This window comes from Modicisalibacter tunisiensis, from assembly GCF_020148005.1.
Classification (GTDB): domain Bacteria; phylum Pseudomonadota; class Gammaproteobacteria; order Pseudomonadales; family Halomonadaceae; genus Modicisalibacter; species Modicisalibacter tunisiensis.
Genome location: NZ_JAGXFD010000001.1, coordinates 2,533,769 through 2,555,587, shown reverse-complemented (window position 1 = coordinate 2,555,587; position 21,819 = coordinate 2,533,769). Strand labels below are relative to the sequence as shown.

Below are 21,819 nucleotides of genomic sequence, written 5' to 3'. Positions count from 1 at the left end.
CCCGTCTCCTTGTGTCGCTCAGGCGAACTGGCGCAGAAAGCGCAGATCATTCTCGAAGAACAGCCGCAGATCGTTCACGCCATAGCGCAGCATGGCCAGGCGCTCGGCGCCCATGCCGAAGGCGAAGCCCTTGTAGCGCTCGCTGTCGATGCCGGAGTGGCGGAACACTTCCGGGTGCACCATGCCGCAGCCCATGACCTCGAGCCAGCCGCTGTGCGAGCAGACCCGGCACCCTTCGCCACTGCACATCACGCACTGGATGTCCACTTCCGCGGAAGGCTCGGTGAACGGGAAGTACGACGGCCGGAAGCGCACCGACAGGTCGTCGCGCTCGAAGAAGGCGTGCAGGAAGCCCTCGATGGTGCCCTTGAGGTCCGCGAAGCTCACGTCCTCGTCGACCAGCAGCCCCTCGACCTGGTGGAACATCGGCGTGTGGGTCAGGTCGGAATCGCTGCGGTAGACCCGCCCGGGGCACACGATGCGGATCGGCGGCGCCTGGGTTTCCATGGTCCGCACCTGCACCGGCGAGGTGTGGGTGCGCAGCAGGCGGCCGGCATCGAAGTAGAAGGTATCGGCCATGCCGCGTGCGGGGTGATGCGCCGGAATGTTGAGCGCCTCGAAGTTGTGGTAGTCGTCCTCGATCTCGGGGCCGACGGCCACGTCGAAACCGATATGCGTGAACAGGCCCTCGATGCGCTCCAGCGTGCGCGTCACGGGGTGCAGGCCACCCGTCGCCGAGCCACGTCCCGGCAGCGTGACATCGACACGCTCCTCGGCCAGACGGGCCTCCAGCGCGGCCTGCTCGAGCGCCCGGCGGCGTGTCTCGAGGTCGGCGTTGAGCGCCTGCTTGGCCTGGTTGATCTGTTCGCCGGCCTGGGGGCGTTCCTCGGCCGGCAACTTGCCCAGGCCCTTGAGCAAGGCGGTGATCTCGCCCTTCTTGCCCAGATAACGTACCCGGACCTCATCCAGCGCTGCGACTGTCTCGGCAGCCTGGATGGCCTGGCGAGCCTCGTTGACCAGAGTGGATAGATGCTCCATCCGTTACGCTCCGATTCTGAGTCAGGGATCCCGGAATGCGGGTCCAAAAAAACAGGGGAAGAGCGGCTGCTCTTCCCCTGTGACGTTCACGATGCACGACCGGCAACCCACAGGCTACCGGTGGTCATCTCGCTTACTGGGCAGCCTTGGCCTTCTCGACGATAGCGGCAAAGGCAGCCTTTTCGTGAACGGCGAGATCGGCCAGGACCTTGCGGTCGATCTCGATGCCGGACTTCTTCAGGCCGGCGATGAAGCGGCTGTAGGACAGGCCGTTCTGACGGGCCGCGGCGTTGATCCGCGAGATCCACAGCGCACGGAACTGGCGCTTGCGCTGACGACGGTCGCGGTAGGCGTACTGGCCTGCCTTGATGACCGCCTGCTTGGCGACACGGAACACGCGAGACCGGGCACCGTAGTAGCCCTTGGCCTGCTTCATGATTTTCTTGTGACGGCGGCGTGCTACGACGCCACGCTTGACGCGAGTCATGGCAATCTCCTGACGTTAGTGAATTCGACCAAGGCGTTACAGGTTGGGCAGCATGCGGCGAACCAGTGCCTTGTCGGCGTCATGGATCTGCTTCATGCCGCGCAGCTGACGCTTACGCTTGGTGGACTTCTTGGTCAGGATGTGGCTGCGGAACGACTGCTTGTGCTTGAAGCCGTTGGCCGTCTTCTTGAAGCGCTTGGCCGCGCCACTGTTGCTCTTGATCTTCGGCATGGAGAAAGTCTCCGCTCGGGTTTCTTTAGAAAATCCGTGGCCGATGGCCGCGCTTGCCGCACGACCACCCGTTCAACTGCCCTCGGATCACTTCTTCTTGGGAGCCAGAATCATGACCATCTGGCGACCTTCCATCTTGGGGAAGGACTCCACACTGGCCAGTTCCTCGAGATCGGCAGCAATCCGTTCCATCAGCTTGCGGCCGATGTCCTGGTGTGCCATCTCGCGCCCCCGGAATCGCAGGGTGACCTTACCCTTGTCACCCCCTTCGAGAAAGCGAGTCAGGTTCTTGAGCTTGACCTGATAATCGCCCTCGTCGGTACCAGGCCGGAACTTGACTTCCTTGACCTGGATCTGCTTGGTCTTCTTCTTCTGAGCCGACTTCTGCTTCTTCTGCTCGAAGAGGAATTTACCGTAATCCATGATTTTACAGACGATGGGGTCGGCATTGGAAATCTGCACGAGATCCATGCCGGCCTCTTCGGCGCGCTCGAGCGCTTCGCGGGTCGGCACCACACCGACCTGCTCACCGTCGCTATCGATCAACCGCACTTCGTCTTCACGGATGCGGTCGTTCATGGGAGGGCGCTTGTCTTGTGGACGCCCGCGCTGATTGTTCCGCTTGATCGTTACGTCTCCGTTCAGGTTAACGTTGTCGTCAGCCCCGCTCTGCCTCGAGGCGGGCAATCAGGTCATCGACCCTGATGCTGCCCAGGTCCTCACCACTACGGGTACGAACGGCGACTGAATCCGATTCAATTTCCTTGTCCCCCACGACCAGCAGGTAGGGGATTTTCTGCAGCGTATGCTCACGGATTTTAAAGCCGATCTTCTCGTTCCTCAAGTCCGCCTTGACGCGCAGACCGATTTTCTGCAAGCGCTGCGCCACGGCAAGCGCGTAATCGCGCTGCGCGTCGGTGATGGTCAGCACGACGGCCTGCTGCGGTGCCAGCCACAACGGCATGGCGCCGGCGTAGTGCTCGATGAGGATTCCCAGGAAACGCTCGAAGGAACCGAGGATCGCACGGTGGAGCATCACCGGTGTCTTGCGCGAGCCGTCCTCGTCGACGTACTGGGCGCCCAGGCGGCCAGGCAGGTTGAAGTCGAGCTGCAGCGTGCCGCACTGCCAGACGCGGTTGAGGCAGTCGCGCAGGGAAAACTCGATCTTGGGTCCGTAGAAGGCCCCTTCTCCGGGCAGCAGCTCCCACTCGAGCCCGGAGGCATTGAGCGCCTCGGCAAGCCCCTTCTCGGCCCGCTCCCAGTCCTCGATCTCGCCGACGAAGGAGTCCGGACGCGTCGACAGCTTGAGTTCGACATCCTCGAAGCCCAGATCCCGGTAGACCTTGAGCGTCAGCGCGATGAACGCCTCCGCCTCGGCCTGGATCTGCGACTCGGTACAGAAGATATGGGCATCGTCCTGAGTGAAGCCTCGTACCCGCATCAGGCCGTGCAGGGAGCCCGACGGCTCGTTGCGGTGACAGCTGCCGAACTCCGCCAGGCGCAGCGGCAGGTCCCGGTAGCTTTTCAGCCCCTGGTTGAAGACCTGGACGTGGCACGGGCAGTTCATCGGCTTGACTGCATATTCGCGCTTCTCGGACTCGGTGGCGAACATCAGCTCCGAATAGTGCCCCCAGTGGCCGGACTTCTTCCACAGCGACAGGTCCACCACCTGCGGCGTTTTGATCTCCTGATAGCCGTTCTCGATCTGCACGCGACGCATGTACTGCTCGAGCGCCTGGTACATGGTCCAGCCGTTGGGGTGCCAGAAGACCATGCCCGGCGCCTCTTCCTGCAGGTGGAAGAGATCCATCTTCTTGGCGAGCTTGCGATGGTCACGCTTCTCGGCTTCCTCGAGGCGCTTGAGATAGGCCTTGAGCTGTTTCTTGTCGGGCCAGGCCGTGCCGTAGATACGCGTCAGCATCGGCTTGCTGGCATCGCCTCGCCAGTAGGCACCGGCCAGCTTGGTCAGCTTGAAGGCCTTGAGATGCCGCGTGTTGGGCACGTGCGGACCACGGCACATGTCCGTGTACTCTTCGTGATGATAGAGCCGGATCGTCTCGCCTTCCGGGATCCCGCGCACGATCTCCTGCTTGTAGGGCTCGTCGCGATGCAGGAAGGTCAACATGGCCCGATCACGATCGACATATTCACGGACCACGTCGTAGTCCCTGTCGATCAGCTGCTTCATGCGCTTCTCGATCGCCTCGAGATCCTCGGGCGTCGCCGAGCGGCCGAAGTCGATGTCGTAATAGAAGCCGTCATCGATCACCGGGCCGATCGCCATCTTGGCATCCGGATAAAGCTGCTTGACCGCATGACCGATCAGGTGGGCACAGGAGTGACGAATGACCTCCAGCCCCTCGGGGTCGCGGGCGGTCAGGATCGCCACCTCGGCATCATGGTCGATCAGGTCGGCGGCATCGACCGGCACGCCATCGATCTTGCCGGCCACGCAGGCCTTGGCCAGACCCGGGCCGATCGACTCGGCGAGCTGCATCACGGTGAGGGGGGCGTCGAACGAGCGTTGGCTGCCGTCCGGAAGAGTCACGATGGGCATCAGGCATCCTTGAGCGCAGTGGTGATCCATACCAGGGATCACATGTCGCGGAGTTGGTCAGTGTAGGTCGCGATACCCGGGTCGCCGCCTCCGGCCATCATGGCCGCGGCCTCCTGCTGGTGGCACGGCATGAGGACAGTGCCGGGGGCAGCACCCGGAAGGGCCACGACAGTAGCAGCCGCCATGCCGAGCGTCCACCCCGGCCGGGCACACCCGGGCTGCAGGCCGGATGCCAGACAGCAAAAAGGGGCGCCGAAGCGCCCCTCTGGCGTGTCACGCGCCGGCAACCGGCGCGATGACCCGGGCTCTTACTGCTGCTTCCACTCGCCCAGCTCGACGCGACGGTTCTTGGCGCGCCCTGCCGGGGTGTCGTTGGTGGCGATCGGCTGCGATTCACCGTAGCCGATGGCCTTCATGCGATCCGCCGCGATGCCCTGAGAGGTCAGGTAATCCTTGACGGAGTTCGCACGACGCTGAGACAGGTCCTTGTTGTAGGCCGCGCTGCCGATGGAATCGGTATAGCCCTCGAGACGCACCCGCACGCCGGGGTTGCTGGCCAACTTCTCGGCCACGCCGTCCAGGATCGATTCGGCCTGAGAGGTAAGGCGCGCGGAGTCGAACTCGAAGTTGACATCCTTCAGGACCACATCGGCTTCGCAGCCCAGCGCGTTGACGTCGGCACCCGCCGGGGTGTCGGGGCACTGATCCATGTAGTCGGGCACACCGTCACCGTCGGAATCCAGCGGGCAGCCGGAGGCATTGACCTCGACACCGGCCGGGGTTCCCGGACACTCGTCCTTGTAATCCGGCACGCCGTCACCGTCGGTGTCCAGCGGGCAGCCGTCGGCATCCACGGCCACGCCGGCCGGCGTGTTGGGGCACTGGTCGCGCTCGTCGGGCACGCCATCACCGTCGCTGTCGGTTGCCTGGCTGCCGTAATCGGCACACAGGAGAGCGCCGGCAGTGGCACCTGCCACGCTACCGATGGCTGCACCATCTTCCTCGTCGGCATCGCTGCTGGACGCATAGCCGATGCCGCCGCCGATCAGCCCGCCGGCCAGGCCGCAGACGAACGGAGACTGATACCACGCATCCTTCTGACTGTCGCCCATGGACTGGGAGCCGGAGCTGGCACAGCCCGACAAACCGATCACCAGGGCGGAACCAAGCAGCAAGCCAGTCGTTGATTTCTTCATGTAAGACTCCTTCTTAACACAGCGCTCAGCGTAACGTGTCGTTACTTGGCGGGTTCCAAACACCGCGAACCCAAGTCCGGGGATGCGCTGATCCAGTTGACGCATTCCCCTGAAAAGAAAGCACAGCACCAGAAAGTCGGCCAGTGCCCCCTCTTTTCCCTTGCCGCTATCAACGACAATTTCTCAACAAGAATAGCAGCCATCATCGTGACGCATGGTCATGGCCGATGCAAACACCGCCCGCTCGGGCCGCTCAATCCAGATGATGAGCGACAATCCCGGTGAAAAGAGTGACGGCCCGCTCAATCAGGACATCAGGAAAATCATACGCCGGATGGTGCAAGGGCGGGCACTGCTCGCCGCTGCCCAGCGTGAACATGGCCCCCTCGCCACTCGCCGCCAGCACGCCGAAATCCTCCGACCAGCGATGCGCCGTCTCCAGGCGGACCACCGACTCCCCCGCCTGCCGGGCCGCCATCTCGATCACCGACACGGCCGAGGGGGCATTGACGGTGGCCGCGAACACGTCACACCAGTCGATCTCGACACCCAGCTGATCCTCCTCCGCCTCGGCCTGCACCAGGGAGACCGCCGCCTCGGCCAGCGCCCGCATCATGTCGTCGCTGGCGGTCCTCAGGGTCGCCATGACCTCCGCCTGCCCCGGCGACGTGCCGAAGGCCACCTCGCCCAGACGCGCATGGATCAACGTGACCATGACCAGCCCGTGATCGTCGGGCAGCTGCAGCGGAAGGCGCTTGAGTCCCTGGAGGATGCGGCACATGGCCATCGCCGGGCTGCGCCCCAGTTCCGGATGAGCGGCATGCGAACACAGGCCGTTGAGCCGCACGACCAGCCCCCGGGAGGCGCAGCTGAACGCCCCGGGGCGCACCGAAACCTCGCCCAGCGGCCGACCGGGCAGATTGTGCATGGCATAGACATGGTCCGGCCGGATTGTCTCGAAGGCGGCCGAGTCGACGATGCGTCCGGCCCCGTCGCCGGTTTCTTCCGAGGGCTGGAACAGCAGCACCACCTCGCCTCTGGCCGGACGTCGCCGAGCCAGCTGCTGCGCGACCCCCAGCAGGGCACTCATGTGTCCATCATGACCGCAGCTGTGGGCCACGGCCTCGTGGCACGAGCGCCAGGAACGCTCTCCCTGCTCGCGAATCGGCAGCGCATCGAGCTCGGCACGCAGCATCACCCGCGGCCCCGGAGCCGCGCCCCAGAACACGCCGGCCACGCCGTGCCCGCCCAGGTGGCGCAGCACGCTATCCGCCCCGGCCTCTTCCAGCCAGAGGGCCACCTGCTCGGCGGTGCGCCTCTCGTCACCCGACAGCTCGGGGTGCGCATGCAGGGCGTGGCGAATCTCGCTCAGCGGCGTATCCAGCAATGACGGGGACATGGCAGGACTCCTGTTGAAGGGGGCAATCAATGCAGACTGGCCGGCCAGCGCTGCTTGAAATCCAGCACGGCCTGGGCCGCGGCGAGCACCTCCTGGCGCAGCTCCGACTCCACCGTCAGCCGCTCGCGATCCTCGCGCATGCGCTCGCGCGGTGCCAGCTCGCGTCGCGCCGAATGGGTACGCAGGTGCGACGTGCGCCGGTGGACTTCGCCGAAGGGCCGAAAGGCATCGCGCTCCAGCAGTTGTGGATCGATGATCTCCAGCAGCACCTTGCAGCGCCAGCTGCCCTCGGTCAGGTTCACCTGCTCGGCCAGCATGGCGCGGGCGATGGCATCGAGGCTCTCCAGGCAGTTGCGGTTGGCCCGCCGCACCTCGTCCTCGCGAAAGCGACGACGACGCCCCACCTCACGCCAGAGGAAAAACGCATAGCCTGCCAGCCCGGCAACCAGAACCAGGCCGGCCAGCAGCAACATCCAGGCCGTGGTGACACTCATGCAATCCTCGCTAACTCTTTGCCGCAAAATCCGCGCAGTATACGTCGCCCTGACGGCCGACCCAACCGTCGCCACATGCCAACAGGACACCAGCCGGCAGGCTCTTCAACGCCAGTGGCTTTCCCACTCATGACACCGGTCAGTATTCGGGCGTCGTCACGTCGCATGCCGTCTTCATCTCCCGCTTCAGCATCTATACTCAAGCCCAGTTTCAGCCACCCACAGGAGAGTTCTCCATGGCGGATTCAAAGACCCGCAAGCGTCCGGCGGCTGCGGCCCTCGAGGACAGCGCATCACTGACGACATGGTGGATGCAGCAGTGGCTGGAGACCTCGACTCCGCTTGCCCGGATGCAACTGGTCTGGCTGCAGGCGCTCGGCGAAGCCATGCAGCACGAAGCGGAATTCCTCAAGGTGGTGGCCAGCTCGGGCGAGAAGGTCTCGCGTTGCTTGTGCAACCAGGAAACGCCGACGCCCGCCGAGCTGTCCAGCTGCTATCAGGAAGCCGCCCTGAACGTCGCGGATGCGGCCATGCAGCGCTTCCACAAGGTCAGCGAGCTCTCGCACGACCTGCGTGAACGCATCTGGGACGAGATCTAGTCACGCCCGAGGCGTCACAGCCCGAAAAGCTGCACGATCAACGGCAGGATGAAGGCCGTGAGCATGCCGGTCAGCCCCATCGCCAGCCCGGCAAAGGCACCGGCCATTGCCCCCATCGAGGCGAAGCAGTGTGCCGTTCCGAACCCGTGGGCCGCCAGCCCCATGGTGAAGCCCTTGACGCTGGGGTCCTCGATGCGCAACAGCCGCAGGATCCACGGCCCCAGGGCGCACCCCACGGAGCCGGTCAGCAGCACCAGCGCGGCAGCCAGCGAGGGAATGCCGCCGATCTGCTCGGCGATCCCCATGGCGATCGGCGACGTCACGGAGCGCGGCGCCAGCGACAGCAGCACCGGCTTCTGTGCCCCGAGCAGCAAGGCCAGACCCAGCGTCGAGCTCACCGCCGTGATGATGCCGGACAGGCAGGCGATCAACAGCGGCAGCAACAGGCGACGCACCCGCTCGCGATGATCGAAGAGCGGGATCGCCAGCGCCACCGTGGCCGGCCCCAGCAGGAAATGAATGAACTGCGCCCCCTCGAAATAGGTCGCGTAATCGATGCCGGTGAACAGAAGAAAGGCAATCAGCAGCGCGATGGCCACCAGCACCGGATGCGCGAAGGGCGAACGCCCCAGCAGACGGTTGACGTGCGTCGCCAGGTAGAAGGCGATCAGGGTCGCCAGCAGCGAGACCAGCGGATTGCCGGAAAGATAGACCCAGAGCTGATCGAGACTCGCCAGACTCATGCCTCCTCCCCGCCCGAACGCCGCCGAGCCAGGCTATCGAGCACCTTGGCCGTCACCGCGATGGTCAGCGCGGTGGATACCACCAGCGTCACCAGCAGTACCCAGATATCCGCGCCGATCAGGCCGAAGTGCACCATGATGCCCACCCCCGCCGGCACGAACAGCAGCGTCAGATAGCGCAGCAGCCCCTCTCCCGCCAGCCGCAGGGCGTCGGGAACGCGGCCACGGATCATCAGACCGATCAGCAGTACCACCATGCCCATCACCGGGCCCGGCACCGGGACCGACAGGGCCCGCACCAGCAATTCCCCGATGAACTGGCAACCCAGCAAAACACTCATTCCCATGATCAGTGGCATGGCCTGTTCCCCTTGCATGTCGTTGTGTCACGACTCGCAACTATACTACGAAAGTCGCATTTATCGCGCTCATACCCGCCAGGCCTTTCGCAGACACCCAACCGACTGAATGCCAAGTGCAAATTGGCACTTGCACCCCGCCGAAAAATCCGTAATATATGCCTCGTTCGCAGGCAAGCCCGATGGGGCTTGAGTCCCTGACGAGACAGGATCGGAGCGTGGCGCAGCTTGGTAGCGCGCTGCAATGGGGTTGCAGAGGTCGCTGGTTCGAATCCAGTCGCTCCGACCAAAAAGATTAATGAAAACCGCCACTTACGGGTCATGCCGGGTGGCGGTTTTTCATTTTCCTGCCGACTGAACATTTCCAGACTCCCCATGGCTCCAGCAGCCTGAAACACGGCATGGGCATGGGCATGGGCCTGCCGTGTCCCGTCACGAATCTTCATGTCAGGTGAGAAAGCGGATCGCCGCGTGCCATCTCGGCTCAGCGCAACCCGTTGCTCGCTCACGGAATGTCCGCCGCCAGGCCGGGCAGAATCCAGGATAACCCTGCACGCCTCCCTTCGCTTGATGTTCATCAAGGCCGACCGGCCCATCGCCGACTAGGCTTTCCTGCATGTCACCGGCCCGGCATGTCGCCAGAGTGCCAATGGCCAACATGCCCATGGGGAGTGCGCCGCGGGATGCCAGACTGCCAACGCTTGACCACCGACGGGCTCCAGGCGCTGCTCGATGCCCTTCGGGCACGCGGCTACCGCGTCATCGGCCCGACGCTGCACGATCAGGCCATCGTCTACGACGACATCCACACCCTGGACGACCTGCCGGCCGGCTGGACCGACGAGCAGGAGGCCGGCCACTACCGGCTGACCCGGCGCCGCGACGCCGCCCTGTTCGGCTACGCGGTGGGGCCGCACTCCTGGAAGCGTTTCCTGCATCCGCCCGTGCAGCGCCTGTGGCGAGCCCGCCACGAGGACGACGAGATCATCGTGGTCGCCGAGCCGGCCGAGGCGACCCGCGTCGCCCTGCTGGGTGTCCGTGCCTGCGAGCTGCACGCCATCGCCATCCAGGATCGCGTCCTGCTCGGCGGCGACTATCGCGACGGCCATTACCAGGCCCGTCGGCGGGACAACTTCATCGTCGCCGTCAACTGCGCCGAGGCCGGCGGCACCTGCTTCTGCGCCTCCATGGACACCGGACCGCAGGCGCAACACGGCTTCGACCTGGTGCTGACCGAGCTCGTCGGCGACGGCGAGCACCGCTTCCTGGTCGAGGCGGGCACGCCCGAGGGTCGCGAGGTGCTGGCCGAACTGCCGGCCAGCCCGGCCAGCGATGCGGAGATCGCCGCCGCCGAGGCGCTCCTCGCCGCCACTGCCGCCTCGATGGGCCGCGAGATGGCGGCCGGCGACGTCCGCGAGCTGCTGCTGGCCAACCTCGAACACCCGCGCTGGGACGACGTGGCCTCGCGCTGCCTGACCTGCGGCAACTGCACCATGGTCTGCCCCACCTGCTTCTGCACCAGCGAGGCGGATTCCAGCGACCTGACGGGCACCGAGACGTCGCGCTCGCGGCACTGGGATTCCTGCTTCACGATGGATTTCTCCTACCTTCACGGCGGCAGCGTGCGTGCCAGCGGCCGCGCCCGCTACCGCCAGTGGATGACCCACAAGCTGGCGACCTGGCACGACCAGTTCGGCACCTCCGGCTGCGTGGGTTGCGGACGCTGCATCACCTGGTGCCCAGTCGGCATCGACATCACCGAGGAGGTACGCGCCATCCGCGAGACCCGTGACGGGGCGCCGACATGACCCGCGTCGGGCTGGAGCCCATCATCCGCGCGCATCCCCTCTTCGCCGGCCTCGACGAGGCGTTCTGCCAGCTGGTCTGCGGCTGCGCGACGAATGTCCGCTTCAGGGCGTGCGACTATCTCTTTCACGAGGGGGAGGCGGCCGACCGGCTCTTCCTGCTGCGCCAGGGCCGCGTCGCCCTGGAAACCCCGACACCGGGGCAAGGCGCGATCGTGTTCCGGACCCTCGATGCCGGCGAACTCGTCGGTCTCTCCTGGCTCGTCCCGCCCTACCGCTGGGCCTACGACGCCCGGGCGCTGGAACCCGTCCGGGCGATCGCCATGGATGCCGTCTGCCTGCGCCGGAAATGCGAGCAGGACCATGACCTGGGCTTCGAGGTGATGAAGCGCGTCGTGCCGATCCTGATCGAACGCCTGCACGGCACCCAGCGGCAGATGCTCGATGTCTATGGCAGCCCGTCCTGACCGCGCGCCGCCGGGCGATCCGCTGACGCCACGCGTCGTGCGGGTCCTGAAGCGGCGCCGCGACGCCCCGCGGACGGTCACGCTCGACATCGCGGCGGACGACGCCACAGCCTTCCAGCCCGGCCAGTTCAACATGCTGACCGCCTTCGGCGTCGGCGAGGTGCCGATCAGCTTGAGCGGGGATCCCGCCGACACGAACCGGCGGGTCCACACGATCCGTGCCGTGGGGCCGGTCTCGAGCGCCCTGGCGCGCCTGGCGCCCGGCGACGCCCTCGGCCTGCGCGGCCCCTTCGGCAGCGGCTGGCCGATGGCGGCGGCCCACGGGCACGACGTGGTGCTGATCGCCGGCGGGCTCGGCCTGGCGCCGCTGCGACCGGCGCTCTATCGGCTGCTGGCCGAGCGCCAGCGTTACGGCACCATCGCCCTGCTCTACGGCACCCGCAGCCCCGACGAGATCCTGTTCCGTCGTGAACTGGCGGCCTGGCAACGACGCCACGATATCCGCATCGGGGTGACGGTCGATCATGCACCGTCGGACTGGACCGGCCATGTGGGGGTCGTGACCCGGCTGATCCCCGGCCTGGCGCTCGACCCCGCGAACACCCTGGCGTTCGTCTGCGGTCCCGAGGTCATGATGCGCTTCACCATCGCCGCGCTGAAGGAGGCGGGGCTCGGCGACGCGGCGATCCATCTTTCCCTGGAACGCAACATGAAATGCGCCGTGGGCCTGTGCGGTCATTGCCAGTTCGGCCCCGTCTTCGTCTGCCGCGACGGCCCGGTCTTGTGCCACGACCGGCTCGGCGGCCTGCTCGGCCTCAAGGAGCTGTGACCCATGGCCAACCGCCGCGCAACGCCGCGCCTCGCCGTCTGGAAGTTCGCCTCCTGCGATGGCTGCCAGCTCACCCTGCTCGATTGCGAGGACGAGTTCCTGGGCCTCGCGGGCGCCGTGGAGATCGCCTACTTCCCCGAGGCCACGCGCGGGCAGCTCCGCGGCCGCTATGACCTGTCGCTGGTTGAGGGCTCCATCACCACGCCGCACGATGCCGAGCGGATCCGCGAGGTGCGGCGACGCTCCGCTCATCTCGTCACCATCGGCGCCTGCGCCACGGCGGGCGGCATCCAGGGCCTGCGCAACTTCGCGGACGTCCGGGAATACGCCGCCGTGGTCTACGCGCGGCCGGACTACATCGCGACCCTGGCGACCTCCACGCCGATCGCCGACCACGTGTCGGTCGACTTCGAGCTGCGCGGCTGTCCGATCGCCAAGCACCAGCTGCTCGAGGTGATCACCGCCTTCCTCGCCGGCCGCCGGCCGGTGACGCCGGCCCACAGCGTGTGCCTCGACTGCAAGCTCAGGGGCAACGTCTGCGTGATGGTGGCCCACGGCACGCCGTGCCTGGGTCCGGTGACCCATGCCGGCTGCGGGGCCCTCTGCCCGGCCTATCATCGCGGCTGCTACGGCTGCTATGGCCCGCAGGAGACCCCCAACACCGTCTCGCTCGACCCGGCGCTCGAGGCGCTCGGCATGGATGCCCGGGACCGGCGACGCGTCTACCGTACCTTCAACGCCGGGGCACCGGCGTTTCGCGAGGAGAGCGACCGCCATGACCCGTAAGACGATCAAGGTCGGCTACCTGGCCCGCGTCGAGGGCGAGGGGTCATTCAGCGTGGTCGTGCGAGGTGGCAAGGTCCGCTCGGCCGAGCTGAGCATCTTCGAGCCGCCGCGCTTCTTCGAGGCGCTGCTGCGTGGCCGCGACTTTGCCGAGGCGCCGGACATCACCGCACGGATCTGCGGCATCTGCCCCGTCGCCTACCAGATGAGCGCCGTCCACGCGATGGAAAACGCCCTGGGCGTCACCGTGGACGGGCCGCTGCGCGAGCTGAGACGCCTGCTCTACTGCGGGGAATGGATCGAGAGTCACGCCCTGCATATCTACCTGCTGCATGCGCCGGACTTCCTCGGCTACGCCGGGGCGATCGACATGGCGCGCGATCACGGCGAGGCCGTCCGCCGCGGGCTGGCCCTCAAGAAGGCCGGCAACGACATCATGACACTGCTCGGCGGGCGCGAGATCCATCCGATCAATGTCCGCGTCGGCGGCTTCTATTGCGTGCCGCGTCGGCGCGAGCTGGCCGGGCTTGCGGAGACGCTGAAGCGGGCACGGGAACTGGCCGCCGAGACGCTTGACTGGGTGGCCGGCTTCGATTTTCCCGACCGCGAGCGCGACTACACCTTCGTCGCGCTCGCGCACCCCGAGGAATACCCCTTCAACCAGGGTCGCATCGCCTCCAGTCGCGGCCTCGACATCGCCGCCGACCAGTACGAGGCGCATTTCGTGGAGCATCAGGTGGCGCGCTCGACGGCGCTGCAGTCGCGCCTGGTCGACGGCACGAGCTATCTGGTCGGGCCGCTGGCACGTTACGCGCTCAACTTCGATCGCCTGCCGTCCGCCGTGCAACAGGCCGCGCGCGAGGCCGGGCTGGGGCCGGTCTGCCGCAACCCTTTCCAGAGCATCGTGGTGCGCGCGGTGGAGGTCCTCTTCGCCTGCGACGAGGCGCTGCGCCTCATCGACGCCTACCAGGAACCCGAGCGGCCGGCCGTCGCCGTCACCCCGTGCGCCGGCATCGGCCATGGCGCCACCGAAGCGCCGCGCGGCCTGCTCTACCACCGCTACCGGCTCGCGGCCGACGGCACCATCGCCGAGGCGCGGATCGTCCCGCCCACCTCCCAGAACCAGGCCAGCATCGAGGCGGACCTGGCCGAGTATGTGGAGGGCTTCCTCGGCCTGCCGGACGACGAGCTGCGCCATCGCTGCGAGCAGACGGTGCGCAACTACGATCCCTGCATCTCCTGTGCCACCCACTTCCTGCGACTCGAACTGGACCGGGACTGACTCATGGACCGAACACTCGTCATCGGTATCGGCAACCCGGAGCGCGGCGACGATGCCGCCGGGCTCGCGGTGGCGGCGTGGCTCGCCGGCAGGCTGCCGGCGCCCGTGGAGGTCATCACTCACGACGGCGAGGCGACGTCGCTGCTCGCCCTGCTCGGGCAGGCGTCGGCACTCTATCTGGTCGACGCCTGTGTCTCCGGGGCGCCGGCAGGCACGATCCGACGCCTCGACGTGGCCGCCGAGCCGTTGCCCCAGGCGATGTTCACGGTCTCCACGCATGGGCTGGGCCTGGCGGACGCCATCGAACTGGCCCGCGCGCTGGATCAACTGCCCGCACCGAGCGTCGTCTTCGCCATCGAGGGCCGGCGGTTCGAACCCGGTGCACCGCTGTCGCCGGTGGTCGCCGAGGCGGTCGCCCGAGTCGGCGAGCGGCTGCGACTGGAACTCGCTGGCCACGCAAAGGAGCCAGCCAGCGATGCATGAACTCTCGTTGATCCGCGACCTGATACACCGCATCGAGGCGATCGCCGAGGCCGAGGGCGCCCGGCGTGTCGTCGCCGTGTCGGTGTGGCTCGGCGCCCTCAGCCACATGTCGGAAGACCATTTCATCGAGCACTTCGACGCGGCCGCGGCCGGCACCATCGCCGATGGAGCGAGGCTCGACATCGCGGTGTCCACCGACCCCCATCACGCGCATGCCCAGGACCTGCGACTCGAGGCCGTCGAGGTGGAGGTCTGAGCGACATGAAACATGACGCCCTCCCGACCGACCCGGCGGCGATGGCCGCAGTGGCGCGGTGGCGCCTCACCGTCCGGGGCACCGTGCAGGGTGTCGGCTTCCGTCCCTTCGTCTACCGCGAGGCGACGGCGCGCGGCCTGGCCGGTTGGGTCCGGAATTCGCCGGCCGGCGTGATCATCGAGGTGGAGGGCGACGCCGCGGCCCTGGCCGCCCTGCGCGACGCGATCCGACGCACGCCGCCGGCCAACGCCCGGATCACGGCCCTCGAGGTTCGCGATCTCGCCCCGCGCGGCGCGGCCGGCTTCCGGATCGCCACGAGCGAGGCCGGCGGGCCCCGCAGCCTGCAGCTGCTCCCGGACCTGGCGACCTGCGAGCGCTGCCTCGCCGAGCTGCTGGACCCGAATGATCGCCGCTACCGCTATCCCTTCATCAACTGCATCGACTGCGGGCCGCGCTACAGCATCATCGAGGACCTGCCCTACGACCGGTCGCGCACCGCCATGCGCCACTTCCCCCTTTGCGCGGCGTGCCGGGCCGAGTACCACGACCCGGCTAACCGCCGCTTCCACGCCGAGCCCAATGCCTGTCCCGCCTGCGGCCCCCGGCTGGCGCTGTGGGAAGCCGCCGGCGCCGTGCTGGCGCGCGACGATGACGCCCTCGTCGGCGCCGCGCAGGCGATCCGCGAGGGGCGCATCGTCGCCGTGAAGGGACTCGGCGGCTTCCATCTCGTCGCCGACGCCCGCGACGTGGCGGCCGTCGCCCGGCTGCGCGCCCGCAAGCGGCGCCCCGACAAGCCCTTCGCCGTGATGTTCCCGTCGCTGGCCGCCATCCAGGCGTGCTGTGACGTGTCGCCCGCCGCCGAGACCCTGCTGCTGTCGGCCGCCCGGCCGATCGTGCTGCTCCCGTACCGGGGCGGGCCGATAGCGCCCGCGGTGGCGCCCGGCAATCCGCGGCTGGGCGCGCTGCTGCCCTACACGCCGCTTCATCACCTGCTGCTGCGCGAACTGGGCTTCCCGGTGGTGGCCACCAGCGGCAACCTCGGCGGCGAGCCCATCGTCACCGACGAGACCCTGGCGCTGCAGCGGCTTTCCGGCCTCGCCGACGCCTTCCTGGTCCACGACCGGCCCATCGTCCGCCCGCTCGACGACTCGCTGGCCCAGCTGGTCGGCGGCGCGCCGCAGCTCCTGCGCCACGCCCGCGGCCATGCGCCGACGTCCCTCCCGGTCGCGGGGGTCCGGGCGGGGCTGCTGGCCGGCGGCGGTCACCTCAAGACGAGCGTGGCGCTGACGCGCGAGACGGACGTCGTGCTCGGCGCGCATCTCGGCGACCTGGAGAGCGCCGAGGCGTGCCGTGCCCATGCCGCCGCGCTCGCCGACCTCGTCCGGCTCCTGGATGCGACACCGCGGCTGGCCGTGGGCGATGATCACCCCGGCTACGCGTCGCGCCGTACGCTCGAGCGCACCGGCCTGCCGCGGGTCACCGTCCCGCACCACCTGGCCCATGTCGCCGCCTGTCTGGCCGAGCACGGCCGGGCGCCGCCGGCGCTCGGCGTCGCCTGGGACGGTACCGGCCTGGGGCCCGACGGCACGATCTGGGGCGGCGAGTTCCTGCGGGTGTCCGGGAGCGGCTGGCGGCGTATCGCCCGCCTTCGCCCCTTCCCGCTGCCCGGCGGCGAGGCGGCCGTTCGCGAGCCGCGCCGTGCCGCCCTGGGCCTGCTGTACGCCGCCTACGGCGAACGCGCCCTCGGCATGACCGACCTGACGCCGCTCGCGGCCTTCGCTCCGGGCGAGCGGACGATCCTCGGGACGCTGCTCGCGCGCGGCGTGAACGCCCCGCCGACCTCCAGCATGGGCCGGCTGTTCGATGCCTGCGCCGCCCTGCTCGGCCTCCAGCAGCGCTCGAGCTTCGAGGGCCAGGCGGCCATGCGCCTGGAGTGGGCGGCAGGCCCGGGCACGCCCGGGGCGGCCTACGCCTTCCCGCTGCGGGAGGCGGCGGAGGGCGCCGTGGCGGAACTCGACTGGCGGCCGGCACTCGACGCCCTGCTCGCCGACATCCGCGCCGGCGTCGATATCGGCGTCATCGCGGACGCCTGGCACCGCGGCCTCGCCGCGGCCATCGTGGCCGCCGCCGAGCACGCCGGCGAACGCACCGTCGTGCTCTCCGGCGGCTGCTTCCAGAATACGTTTCTGACCGAGGTCGCCGTCGCCGCCCTGCGCGCCGGCGGCTTCGAGCCCCTCTGGCATCGCCGCATCCCGCCCAACGACGGCGGCCTCGCCCTGGGCCAGGCCGTCTGGGCCGGCTGGATGGAACACGCGGGAGAATCACCATGTGCCTAGCGATACCCGGACGCCTGCTGAGCATGGCGGGGGACGATCCGCTGATGCGGGTCGGCCGCGTCGATTTCGGCGGCGTCGTCAAGCAGGTCAGTCTCGCCTATGTCCCCGAGGCGGTGATCGGCGACCACGTGCTGGTCCACGTCGGCTTCGCGATCGGCATCCTCGATGCGGCGGAGGCGGGGCGCATCTTCGACCACCTGCGCGAGATCGACGCGCTCGACGACCGGGAGGGGCGCCGTGAGATTCCGTGACGAGTACCGCGACGGCCGGGCGGCACGCACCCTGGCCGACGCCATCGCGCGCACCGTGACCCGCCCCTGGACGCTGATGGAGGTCTGCGGCGGCCAGACCCACGCCATCGTGCGCTTCGGCATCGACCGGCTGCTGCCCCCGGACGTCAGCCTCGTGCACGGGCCGGGCTGCCCGGTCTGCGTGACGCCGGTCGAATACGTCGACAAGGCGATCGCGATCGCCGGCCGCGCGGGGGTCATCCTGTGTTCGTACGGCGACATGCTGCGCGTGCCCGGCAGCGGCGGCGACCTGCTGGCCGCCCGGTCGCGCGGCGCCGACGTGCGGGCGGTCTATTCCCCGCTGGACGCGCTGGAGGTGGCCCGCCGCAACCCCCGCCGCGAGGTGGTGTTCTTCGCCGTCGGCTTCGAGACCACCGCCCCGGCCAACGCCATGGCGGCCTACCGGGCCCGGCAGGAGGGCCTCGGCAACCTCTCGCTGCTGGTCTCGCACGTGCTGGTGCCGCCAGCCATGCGCGCGATCCTCGACGCGCCGGACAACCGCATCCAGGGCTTCCTGGCCGCCGGCCATGTCTGCACCGTGATGGGCTACGAGGAGTACCTGCCGCTCGCCGCCCACTACCGGGTGCCGATCGTGGTGACCGGCTTCGAGCCGCTCGACATCCTCGAGGGCGTGTATCGCTGCGTGCGCCAGCTCGAGGCCGGCCGGGCCGAGGTCGAGAACCCGTACAGCCGCGTCGTCCGCCGGGCCGGCAACCGGACGGCGCTGGCGGTCATGGGCGAGGTCTTCCGGGTCATCCCGCGGCGCTGGCGCGGCATCGGCGACATCGCCGACAGCGGCCTCGGCCTCGCCCACGCCTACGCGGCGTTCGACGCCGAGAACCGCTTCGGCCCGGTGGCCCTCGACCGGGAGGCCACCGGCGAATGCATCAGCGGCCGCGTGCTCAAGGGGGAGTGCAAGCCGACCGACTGCCCCGCCTTCGGCACCCGCTGCACGCCAGAGCACCCGCTCGGCGTGACCATGGTCTCCGCCGAGGGGGCCTGCGCCGCCTACTACCGCTATCGCGGTATCCCTGCGAGGAGCTCATGAGCCGCGACGACGACTTCCGGCTGACCTGCCCGCTGCCAGCCGGTGCGGGCGATACGGTGCAGCTCGCCCATGGCGGCGGCGGACGCGCCATGGCGCGGCTGATCGATGCGCTCATCCGCCCGGCCTTCGCCGATGCGGAGCTCGACCGCCGACACGACGGCGCGCTGCTGGCGCTCGACGGTCCCGCCGCCTTCACCACCGACTCCTACGTCGTCCGGCCGCTGGTCTTCCCCGGCGGCGACATCGGCACGCTGGCCGTCCATGGCACCGTCAACGACCTCGCCATGTGCGGCGCCCGCCCGCGCTACCTGAGCGTCGGCCTGATCCTCGAGGAGGGACTGCCGCTCGCGGTGCTGCGGCGTGTCGTCGCCTCGATGGGCGCGGCGGCGACGGCCAGCGGCGTGCGCCTGGTGACCGGCGACACCAAGGTGGTCGAGCGCGGCAAGGCGGACGGCCTGTTCATCAATACCGCCGGGATCGGCCAGGTCGTGGCGCCGGTGCCGGTCGGCCCCGCCGGCGTCGAACCCGGCGATGCCGTGATCCTGAGCGGCGACATCGGCCGCCACGGCATGGCGATCATGGCGGCCCGCGAGGGCTTCGGCTTCGAGACCGTCATCGAGAGCGACTGCGCCCCGCTCGCCGAGGCCGTGCTGGCGCTGTTCGCGGCGGGCGTCACGGTGCACTGCCTGCGCGACCTGACGCGTGGCGGGCTGGCCAGCGCCCTGGTCGAGATCGCCGAGGCCGCCGGACGGGCCATCGGCATCGACGAAGCCGCGATCCCCGTTGCCGATCACGTGCTGGCGGCCTGCGAACTGCTAGGCCTCGACCCGCTCCAGGTCGCCAACGAAGGGCGCTTCGTCGCCTTCGTGCCGGGCGCCGAGGCCGAGCGGGCGCTGGGCGCATTGAGGTGCCATGCGCCGGCCTCGGGCGCGGTCGTCATCGGCGCGGTGAAGGAGGCGCCGGCCGGCGAGGTCACCTGCCGGGGCGCGCTCGGCGTCGAGCGGATCATCGACATGCTCAGCGGCGAGCAGCTGCCGCGCATCTGCTGAGCCGTGACGGCAGCCACATGACAGCGACAGCCCTCAACTGCTAAATTCGTAACATTGAATTACAAAACGAGTTGGCCCATGTACAAACTTGCCGCCCTGGGAATCACGACAGGCATCCTCGCAGTCATCGCCATTCTGGGCTACCAGGCGCATCAAGCGTCGCAGGAATCGAGCGCCACGCTCCGCGAAAGGCAGCAATACTGCGAACAGATCGAGGAATGGCAAAAGCTGGGGGGCAGCGAAGGGCCGGATCCGGACCTGCTCGCCGCCGGGTCGGGCGATCCCGACACCTATGCCAGCTGGTGCAAGAAGCACCAATAGTCGCGCCTGACATCCCCCGGCCGGCCGTGTCAGGCACCAACGCCTCGACTGATGATGCACGTCATGGTCGGGCGCATGCCGGCCTCCGGAAGACTTGAACCCTGCGGAAGACCTGCTAGATTTTTTAACGCATCTTTACGTAGGGAAACATAAAAATGCATAAAAGCATTGCCTTCGGCACCACCGGCATGGTGCTGGCCGCCATGGGCCTGGTCGCCCTGAAGCCCGCGGCCTCGCAACCCGCCTTCACCACCCCCAGCCAGCAGGAATACTGCGACACCGTCCACGAATGGCAGAACCGGGGAGGTCTCGATGGCATCGACCCCGACCTTCTCGCCGTTGGCTCGACAGACCCCGATGCCTACGAACGATGGTGCCAGTGATGATCCCGGCCCGACCCGGACGGCAGCGAACGAGTCACGCCTCACGTGATGCAGACGTCACGCGACAAGCCCACGCCGTTCCACTCACCCCCGATGTGGCAAAGGAGAGCCCCATGCCCCCGACACCGACACTCGACCTGCCCGCCTTGAGCCGGCCCGCTTCTCGCGAAAACCGTTCCTCCCCTGTCGGACGCAATCTCACCGTCGGTCTTGGTGACGCGGAAATGCCCACCATGACGGCGGCGCAGCGTGCCAACGCCCGACGCGTGGCGGAGTACGCGGCGCGTCGCAATGGGGCAAAGGCCGCCCTGTTGCAGCTCTGGAAGGAAACGCGTTGAGCCGCGCCTGAAGTCGCCGCTGCAAAATAAAACGGCCGGCCTCGTGCGAGGCCGGCCCAAAGGTGCTCAAACGGGACAGCAGGGAGCGTTGAACACGCCCTAAACATAGACCAGCCCCGCCTGTAGTACAAGTCTTGTACAGATAATTTTCGGGTCGCTCGTTCAGGCCACGCCGCCCAGAATCGCGGCCAGGTCGATGCGCGCCTCCTGAGCCCGTAGATCCAGCAGCGCTTCCAGCTCGCTCAGATGGTCGTGCATGCGGCGACGAGCCGCTTCAGCCGGGCCGCTCTCGAGCAAGGTCAGCAGATCGGCATGGTCGTGATCCAGATAACAGGCCTCCATCCCCGGACGCTTGTACAAGGCAATGACAATCGAGGTGCGCAGGATCAGATCCGCCAGCATGGCGCCCAGCACCCGGTTGGGCGACTGGTCGGCCAGGTAGCGGTGAACGGCCAGTGAACATTCCACGCGCGAGGCTTCATCCCCCCTTTCGTGGGCTTCCTGCTCGCGCTCGATCAGCGCGGCCAGCTCATGACGTTGCTCGGCGCTCAGGTTTCCGGCCAGCAGCGCCGCCACCTCGCCCTCGATCAGACGACGCGCGGCGAAGATCTCGCGGGTTTCCTCGACGCTCGGCGCCGCCACGCGCGCCACCTGATTGGGCTGCTGAACGATCACATGATCCGAGGCCAGTCGCGTCAGTGCCTTGCGCACCACCGAGCGGCTGACCCCGAAGATCTCGCCCAGCGTCACCTCGGGCAATCGAGTCCCCGGCGGCAGTCGCTGGGTCAGAACCGCCTGACGGATCATCTCGACGATCTGCGGGTCACTGATCCGCCCGCGCCCCGACACATCGGCCAGCACCGTCTCCTGCCAGGATGTGGTCATTGCCCTTCTCCTCGTTACACCGCACTGCGACCACCATCGCACGTTATGCGGCTCAAGACCATGTATACCCGATCACGCTGTCCTGCCGCCGACCTCCCGGCGCAGGCCATCTCTCGGCAGAGTTCGGCGCCCCGCGGCAATCGGCGCAGAACGTGCGGCCA

General features: G+C 68.0%; 26 protein-coding genes and 1 tRNA gene. 16 read left to right on the top strand and 11 right to left on the bottom strand.

The features are described from left to right. Positions 1–18 precede the first annotated feature (18 nt). From pheS to KGQ91_RS11920, 8 genes are all read right to left on the bottom strand, one after another. Positions 19–1,038: a phenylalanine--tRNA ligase subunit alpha gene (gene pheS, locus KGQ91_RS11955; protein ID WP_163648762.1), complete on the bottom strand. Its 1,020-nt coding sequence runs from the start codon at positions 1,036–1,038 to the stop codon at positions 19–21. Positions 1,039–1,171: 133 nt separating this feature from the next. Next, positions 1,172–1,525, bottom strand: a complete 354-nt coding sequence (gene rplT / locus KGQ91_RS11950; protein WP_129138398.1) for a 50S ribosomal protein L20 — start codon at positions 1,523–1,525, stop codon at positions 1,172–1,174. A gap of 36 nt (positions 1,526–1,561) precedes the next feature. Beyond that, on the bottom strand, positions 1,562–1,756 hold the full coding sequence (gene rpmI / locus KGQ91_RS11945) for a 50S ribosomal protein L35 (protein ID WP_163648764.1): 195 nt from the start codon (positions 1,754–1,756) through the stop codon (positions 1,562–1,564). 87 nt (positions 1,757–1,843) lie between these two features. Beyond that, positions 1,844–2,443 (bottom strand): translation initiation factor IF-3, encoded by a 600-nt coding sequence (gene infC / locus KGQ91_RS11940; protein ID WP_455429763.1) that lies wholly within the window; start codon positions 2,441–2,443, stop codon positions 1,844–1,846. Continuing rightward, positions 2,415–4,313, bottom strand: coding sequence for a threonine--tRNA ligase (gene thrS / locus KGQ91_RS11935; RefSeq protein ID WP_163648768.1), 1,899 nt, complete (start codon positions 4,311–4,313; stop codon positions 2,415–2,417). The genes infC and thrS overlap by 29 nt, the downstream gene beginning before the upstream one ends. Before the next feature lie 308 nt (positions 4,314–4,621). After that, complete coding sequence (locus KGQ91_RS11930; protein WP_163648770.1) at positions 4,622–5,509, bottom strand: OmpA family protein; 888 nt, start codon at positions 5,507–5,509, stop codon at positions 4,622–4,624. A gap of 253 nt (positions 5,510–5,762) precedes the next feature. Beyond that, positions 5,763–6,908 carry an amidohydrolase gene (locus KGQ91_RS11925; protein ID WP_224414994.1) on the bottom strand — a complete coding sequence of 382 codons (1,146 nt, stop codon included), beginning with the start codon at positions 6,906–6,908 and terminating at the stop codon, positions 5,763–5,765. Positions 6,909–6,934: 26 nt separating this feature from the next. After that, on the bottom strand, positions 6,935–7,402 hold the full coding sequence (locus KGQ91_RS11920) for a DUF2489 domain-containing protein (RefSeq protein WP_163648774.1): 468 nt from the start codon (positions 7,400–7,402) through the stop codon (positions 6,935–6,937). A 236-nt stretch (positions 7,403–7,638) separates the two neighbouring features. On the opposite strand from KGQ91_RS11920, the gene KGQ91_RS11915 reads away from it, so the two are divergent. After that, positions 7,639–8,001 (top strand): hypothetical protein, encoded by a 363-nt coding sequence (locus KGQ91_RS11915; RefSeq protein ID WP_163648776.1) that lies wholly within the window; start codon positions 7,639–7,641, stop codon positions 7,999–8,001. Between the two features lie 14 nt (positions 8,002–8,015). Here KGQ91_RS11915 and KGQ91_RS11910 read toward each other — a convergent pair whose 3' ends face one another. Together KGQ91_RS11910 and KGQ91_RS11905 are read right to left on the bottom strand one after the other, a co-directional pair. Next, the gene (locus KGQ91_RS11910) at positions 8,016–8,744 is read right to left on the bottom strand and encodes an LrgB family protein (protein WP_224414995.1); all 729 of its coding nucleotides are present in this window, start codon (positions 8,742–8,744) and stop codon (positions 8,016–8,018) included. Beyond that, entirely contained in the window at positions 8,741–9,103 is a 363-nt protein-coding gene (locus KGQ91_RS11905; protein WP_224414996.1) for a CidA/LrgA family protein, read from the bottom strand. The genes KGQ91_RS11910 and KGQ91_RS11905 overlap by 4 nt, the downstream gene beginning before the upstream one ends. Before the next feature lie 212 nt (positions 9,104–9,315). On the opposite strand from KGQ91_RS11905, the gene KGQ91_RS11900 reads away from it, so the two are divergent. The 15 genes from KGQ91_RS11900 to KGQ91_RS11830 all read left to right on the top strand — a co-directional run bounded on the left by KGQ91_RS11900 (position 9,316) and on the right by KGQ91_RS11830 (position 20,773). Continuing rightward, positions 9,316–9,392, top strand: a tRNA-Pro gene (locus KGQ91_RS11900). Between the two features lie 394 nt (positions 9,393–9,786). After that, positions 9,787–10,911, top strand: coding sequence for a 4Fe-4S dicluster domain-containing protein (locus tag KGQ91_RS11895; protein ID WP_224414997.1), 1,125 nt, complete (start codon positions 9,787–9,789; stop codon positions 10,909–10,911). Next, a complete protein-coding gene (locus KGQ91_RS11890; protein WP_224414998.1) occupies positions 10,908–11,375 on the top strand; it encodes a cyclic nucleotide-binding domain-containing protein in 468 nt (155 codons plus the stop codon). Before KGQ91_RS11895 ends, KGQ91_RS11890 begins: the two co-directional genes overlap by 4 nt. After that, the gene (locus KGQ91_RS11885) at positions 11,359–12,204 is read left to right on the top strand and encodes an FAD/NAD(P)-binding protein (RefSeq protein WP_224414999.1); all 846 of its coding nucleotides are present in this window, start codon (positions 11,359–11,361) and stop codon (positions 12,202–12,204) included. The genes KGQ91_RS11890 and KGQ91_RS11885 overlap by 17 nt, the downstream gene beginning before the upstream one ends. A 3-nt stretch (positions 12,205–12,207) precedes the next feature. After that, on the top strand, positions 12,208–12,990 hold the full coding sequence (locus KGQ91_RS11880; protein WP_224415000.1) for an NADH-quinone oxidoreductase subunit B family protein: 783 nt from the start codon (positions 12,208–12,210) through the stop codon (positions 12,988–12,990). Next, on the top strand, positions 12,980–14,269 hold the full coding sequence (locus KGQ91_RS11875; RefSeq protein ID WP_224415001.1) for a Ni/Fe hydrogenase subunit alpha: 1,290 nt from the start codon (positions 12,980–12,982) through the stop codon (positions 14,267–14,269). Before KGQ91_RS11880 ends, KGQ91_RS11875 begins: the two co-directional genes overlap by 11 nt. A gap of 3 nt (positions 14,270–14,272) precedes the next feature. Continuing rightward, the gene (locus KGQ91_RS11870) at positions 14,273–14,752 is read left to right on the top strand and encodes a hydrogenase maturation protease (RefSeq protein ID WP_224415002.1); all 480 of its coding nucleotides are present in this window, start codon (positions 14,273–14,275) and stop codon (positions 14,750–14,752) included. After that, entirely contained in the window at positions 14,745–15,008 is a 264-nt protein-coding gene (locus KGQ91_RS11865) for a hydrogenase maturation nickel metallochaperone HypA (protein ID WP_224415003.1), read from the top strand. The genes KGQ91_RS11870 and KGQ91_RS11865 overlap by 8 nt, the downstream gene beginning before the upstream one ends. Positions 15,009–15,013: 5 nt before the next feature. Beyond that, positions 15,014–17,344, top strand: coding sequence for a carbamoyltransferase HypF (hypF, locus tag KGQ91_RS11860; protein ID WP_224421059.1), 2,331 nt, complete (start codon positions 15,014–15,016; stop codon positions 17,342–17,344). Beyond that, positions 17,335–17,595 (top strand): HypC/HybG/HupF family hydrogenase formation chaperone, encoded by a 261-nt coding sequence (locus tag KGQ91_RS11855; RefSeq protein ID WP_163648793.1) that lies wholly within the window; start codon positions 17,335–17,337, stop codon positions 17,593–17,595. The genes hypF and KGQ91_RS11855 overlap by 10 nt, the downstream gene beginning before the upstream one ends. After that, positions 17,582–18,682 (top strand): hydrogenase formation protein HypD, encoded by a 1,101-nt coding sequence (hypD, locus tag KGQ91_RS11850; protein WP_224421058.1) that lies wholly within the window; start codon positions 17,582–17,584, stop codon positions 18,680–18,682. The genes KGQ91_RS11855 and hypD overlap by 14 nt, the downstream gene beginning before the upstream one ends. Next, the gene (gene hypE / locus KGQ91_RS11845; RefSeq protein ID WP_224415006.1) at positions 18,679–19,731 is read left to right on the top strand and encodes a hydrogenase expression/formation protein HypE; all 1,053 of its coding nucleotides are present in this window, start codon (positions 18,679–18,681) and stop codon (positions 19,729–19,731) included. Before hypD ends, hypE begins: the two co-directional genes overlap by 4 nt. A 78-nt stretch (positions 19,732–19,809) precedes the next feature. Then, positions 19,810–20,052, top strand: coding sequence for a hypothetical protein (locus KGQ91_RS11840; protein WP_224415007.1), 243 nt, complete (start codon positions 19,810–19,812; stop codon positions 20,050–20,052). A 155-nt stretch (positions 20,053–20,207) separates the two neighbouring features. Then, a complete protein-coding gene (locus tag KGQ91_RS11835) occupies positions 20,208–20,435 on the top strand; it encodes a hypothetical protein (protein ID WP_163648801.1) in 228 nt (75 codons plus the stop codon). A gap of 113 nt (positions 20,436–20,548) precedes the next feature. Next, on the top strand, positions 20,549–20,773 hold the full coding sequence (locus tag KGQ91_RS11830; RefSeq protein ID WP_224415008.1) for a hypothetical protein: 225 nt from the start codon (positions 20,549–20,551) through the stop codon (positions 20,771–20,773). Positions 20,774–20,935: 162 nt separating this feature from the next. Here the strand turns inward: KGQ91_RS11830 and KGQ91_RS11825 are convergent, their stop codons facing one another. Further along, entirely contained in the window at positions 20,936–21,658 is a 723-nt protein-coding gene (locus KGQ91_RS11825) for a GntR family transcriptional regulator (RefSeq protein ID WP_163648805.1), read from the bottom strand. Positions 21,659–21,819 lie beyond the last annotated feature (161 nt).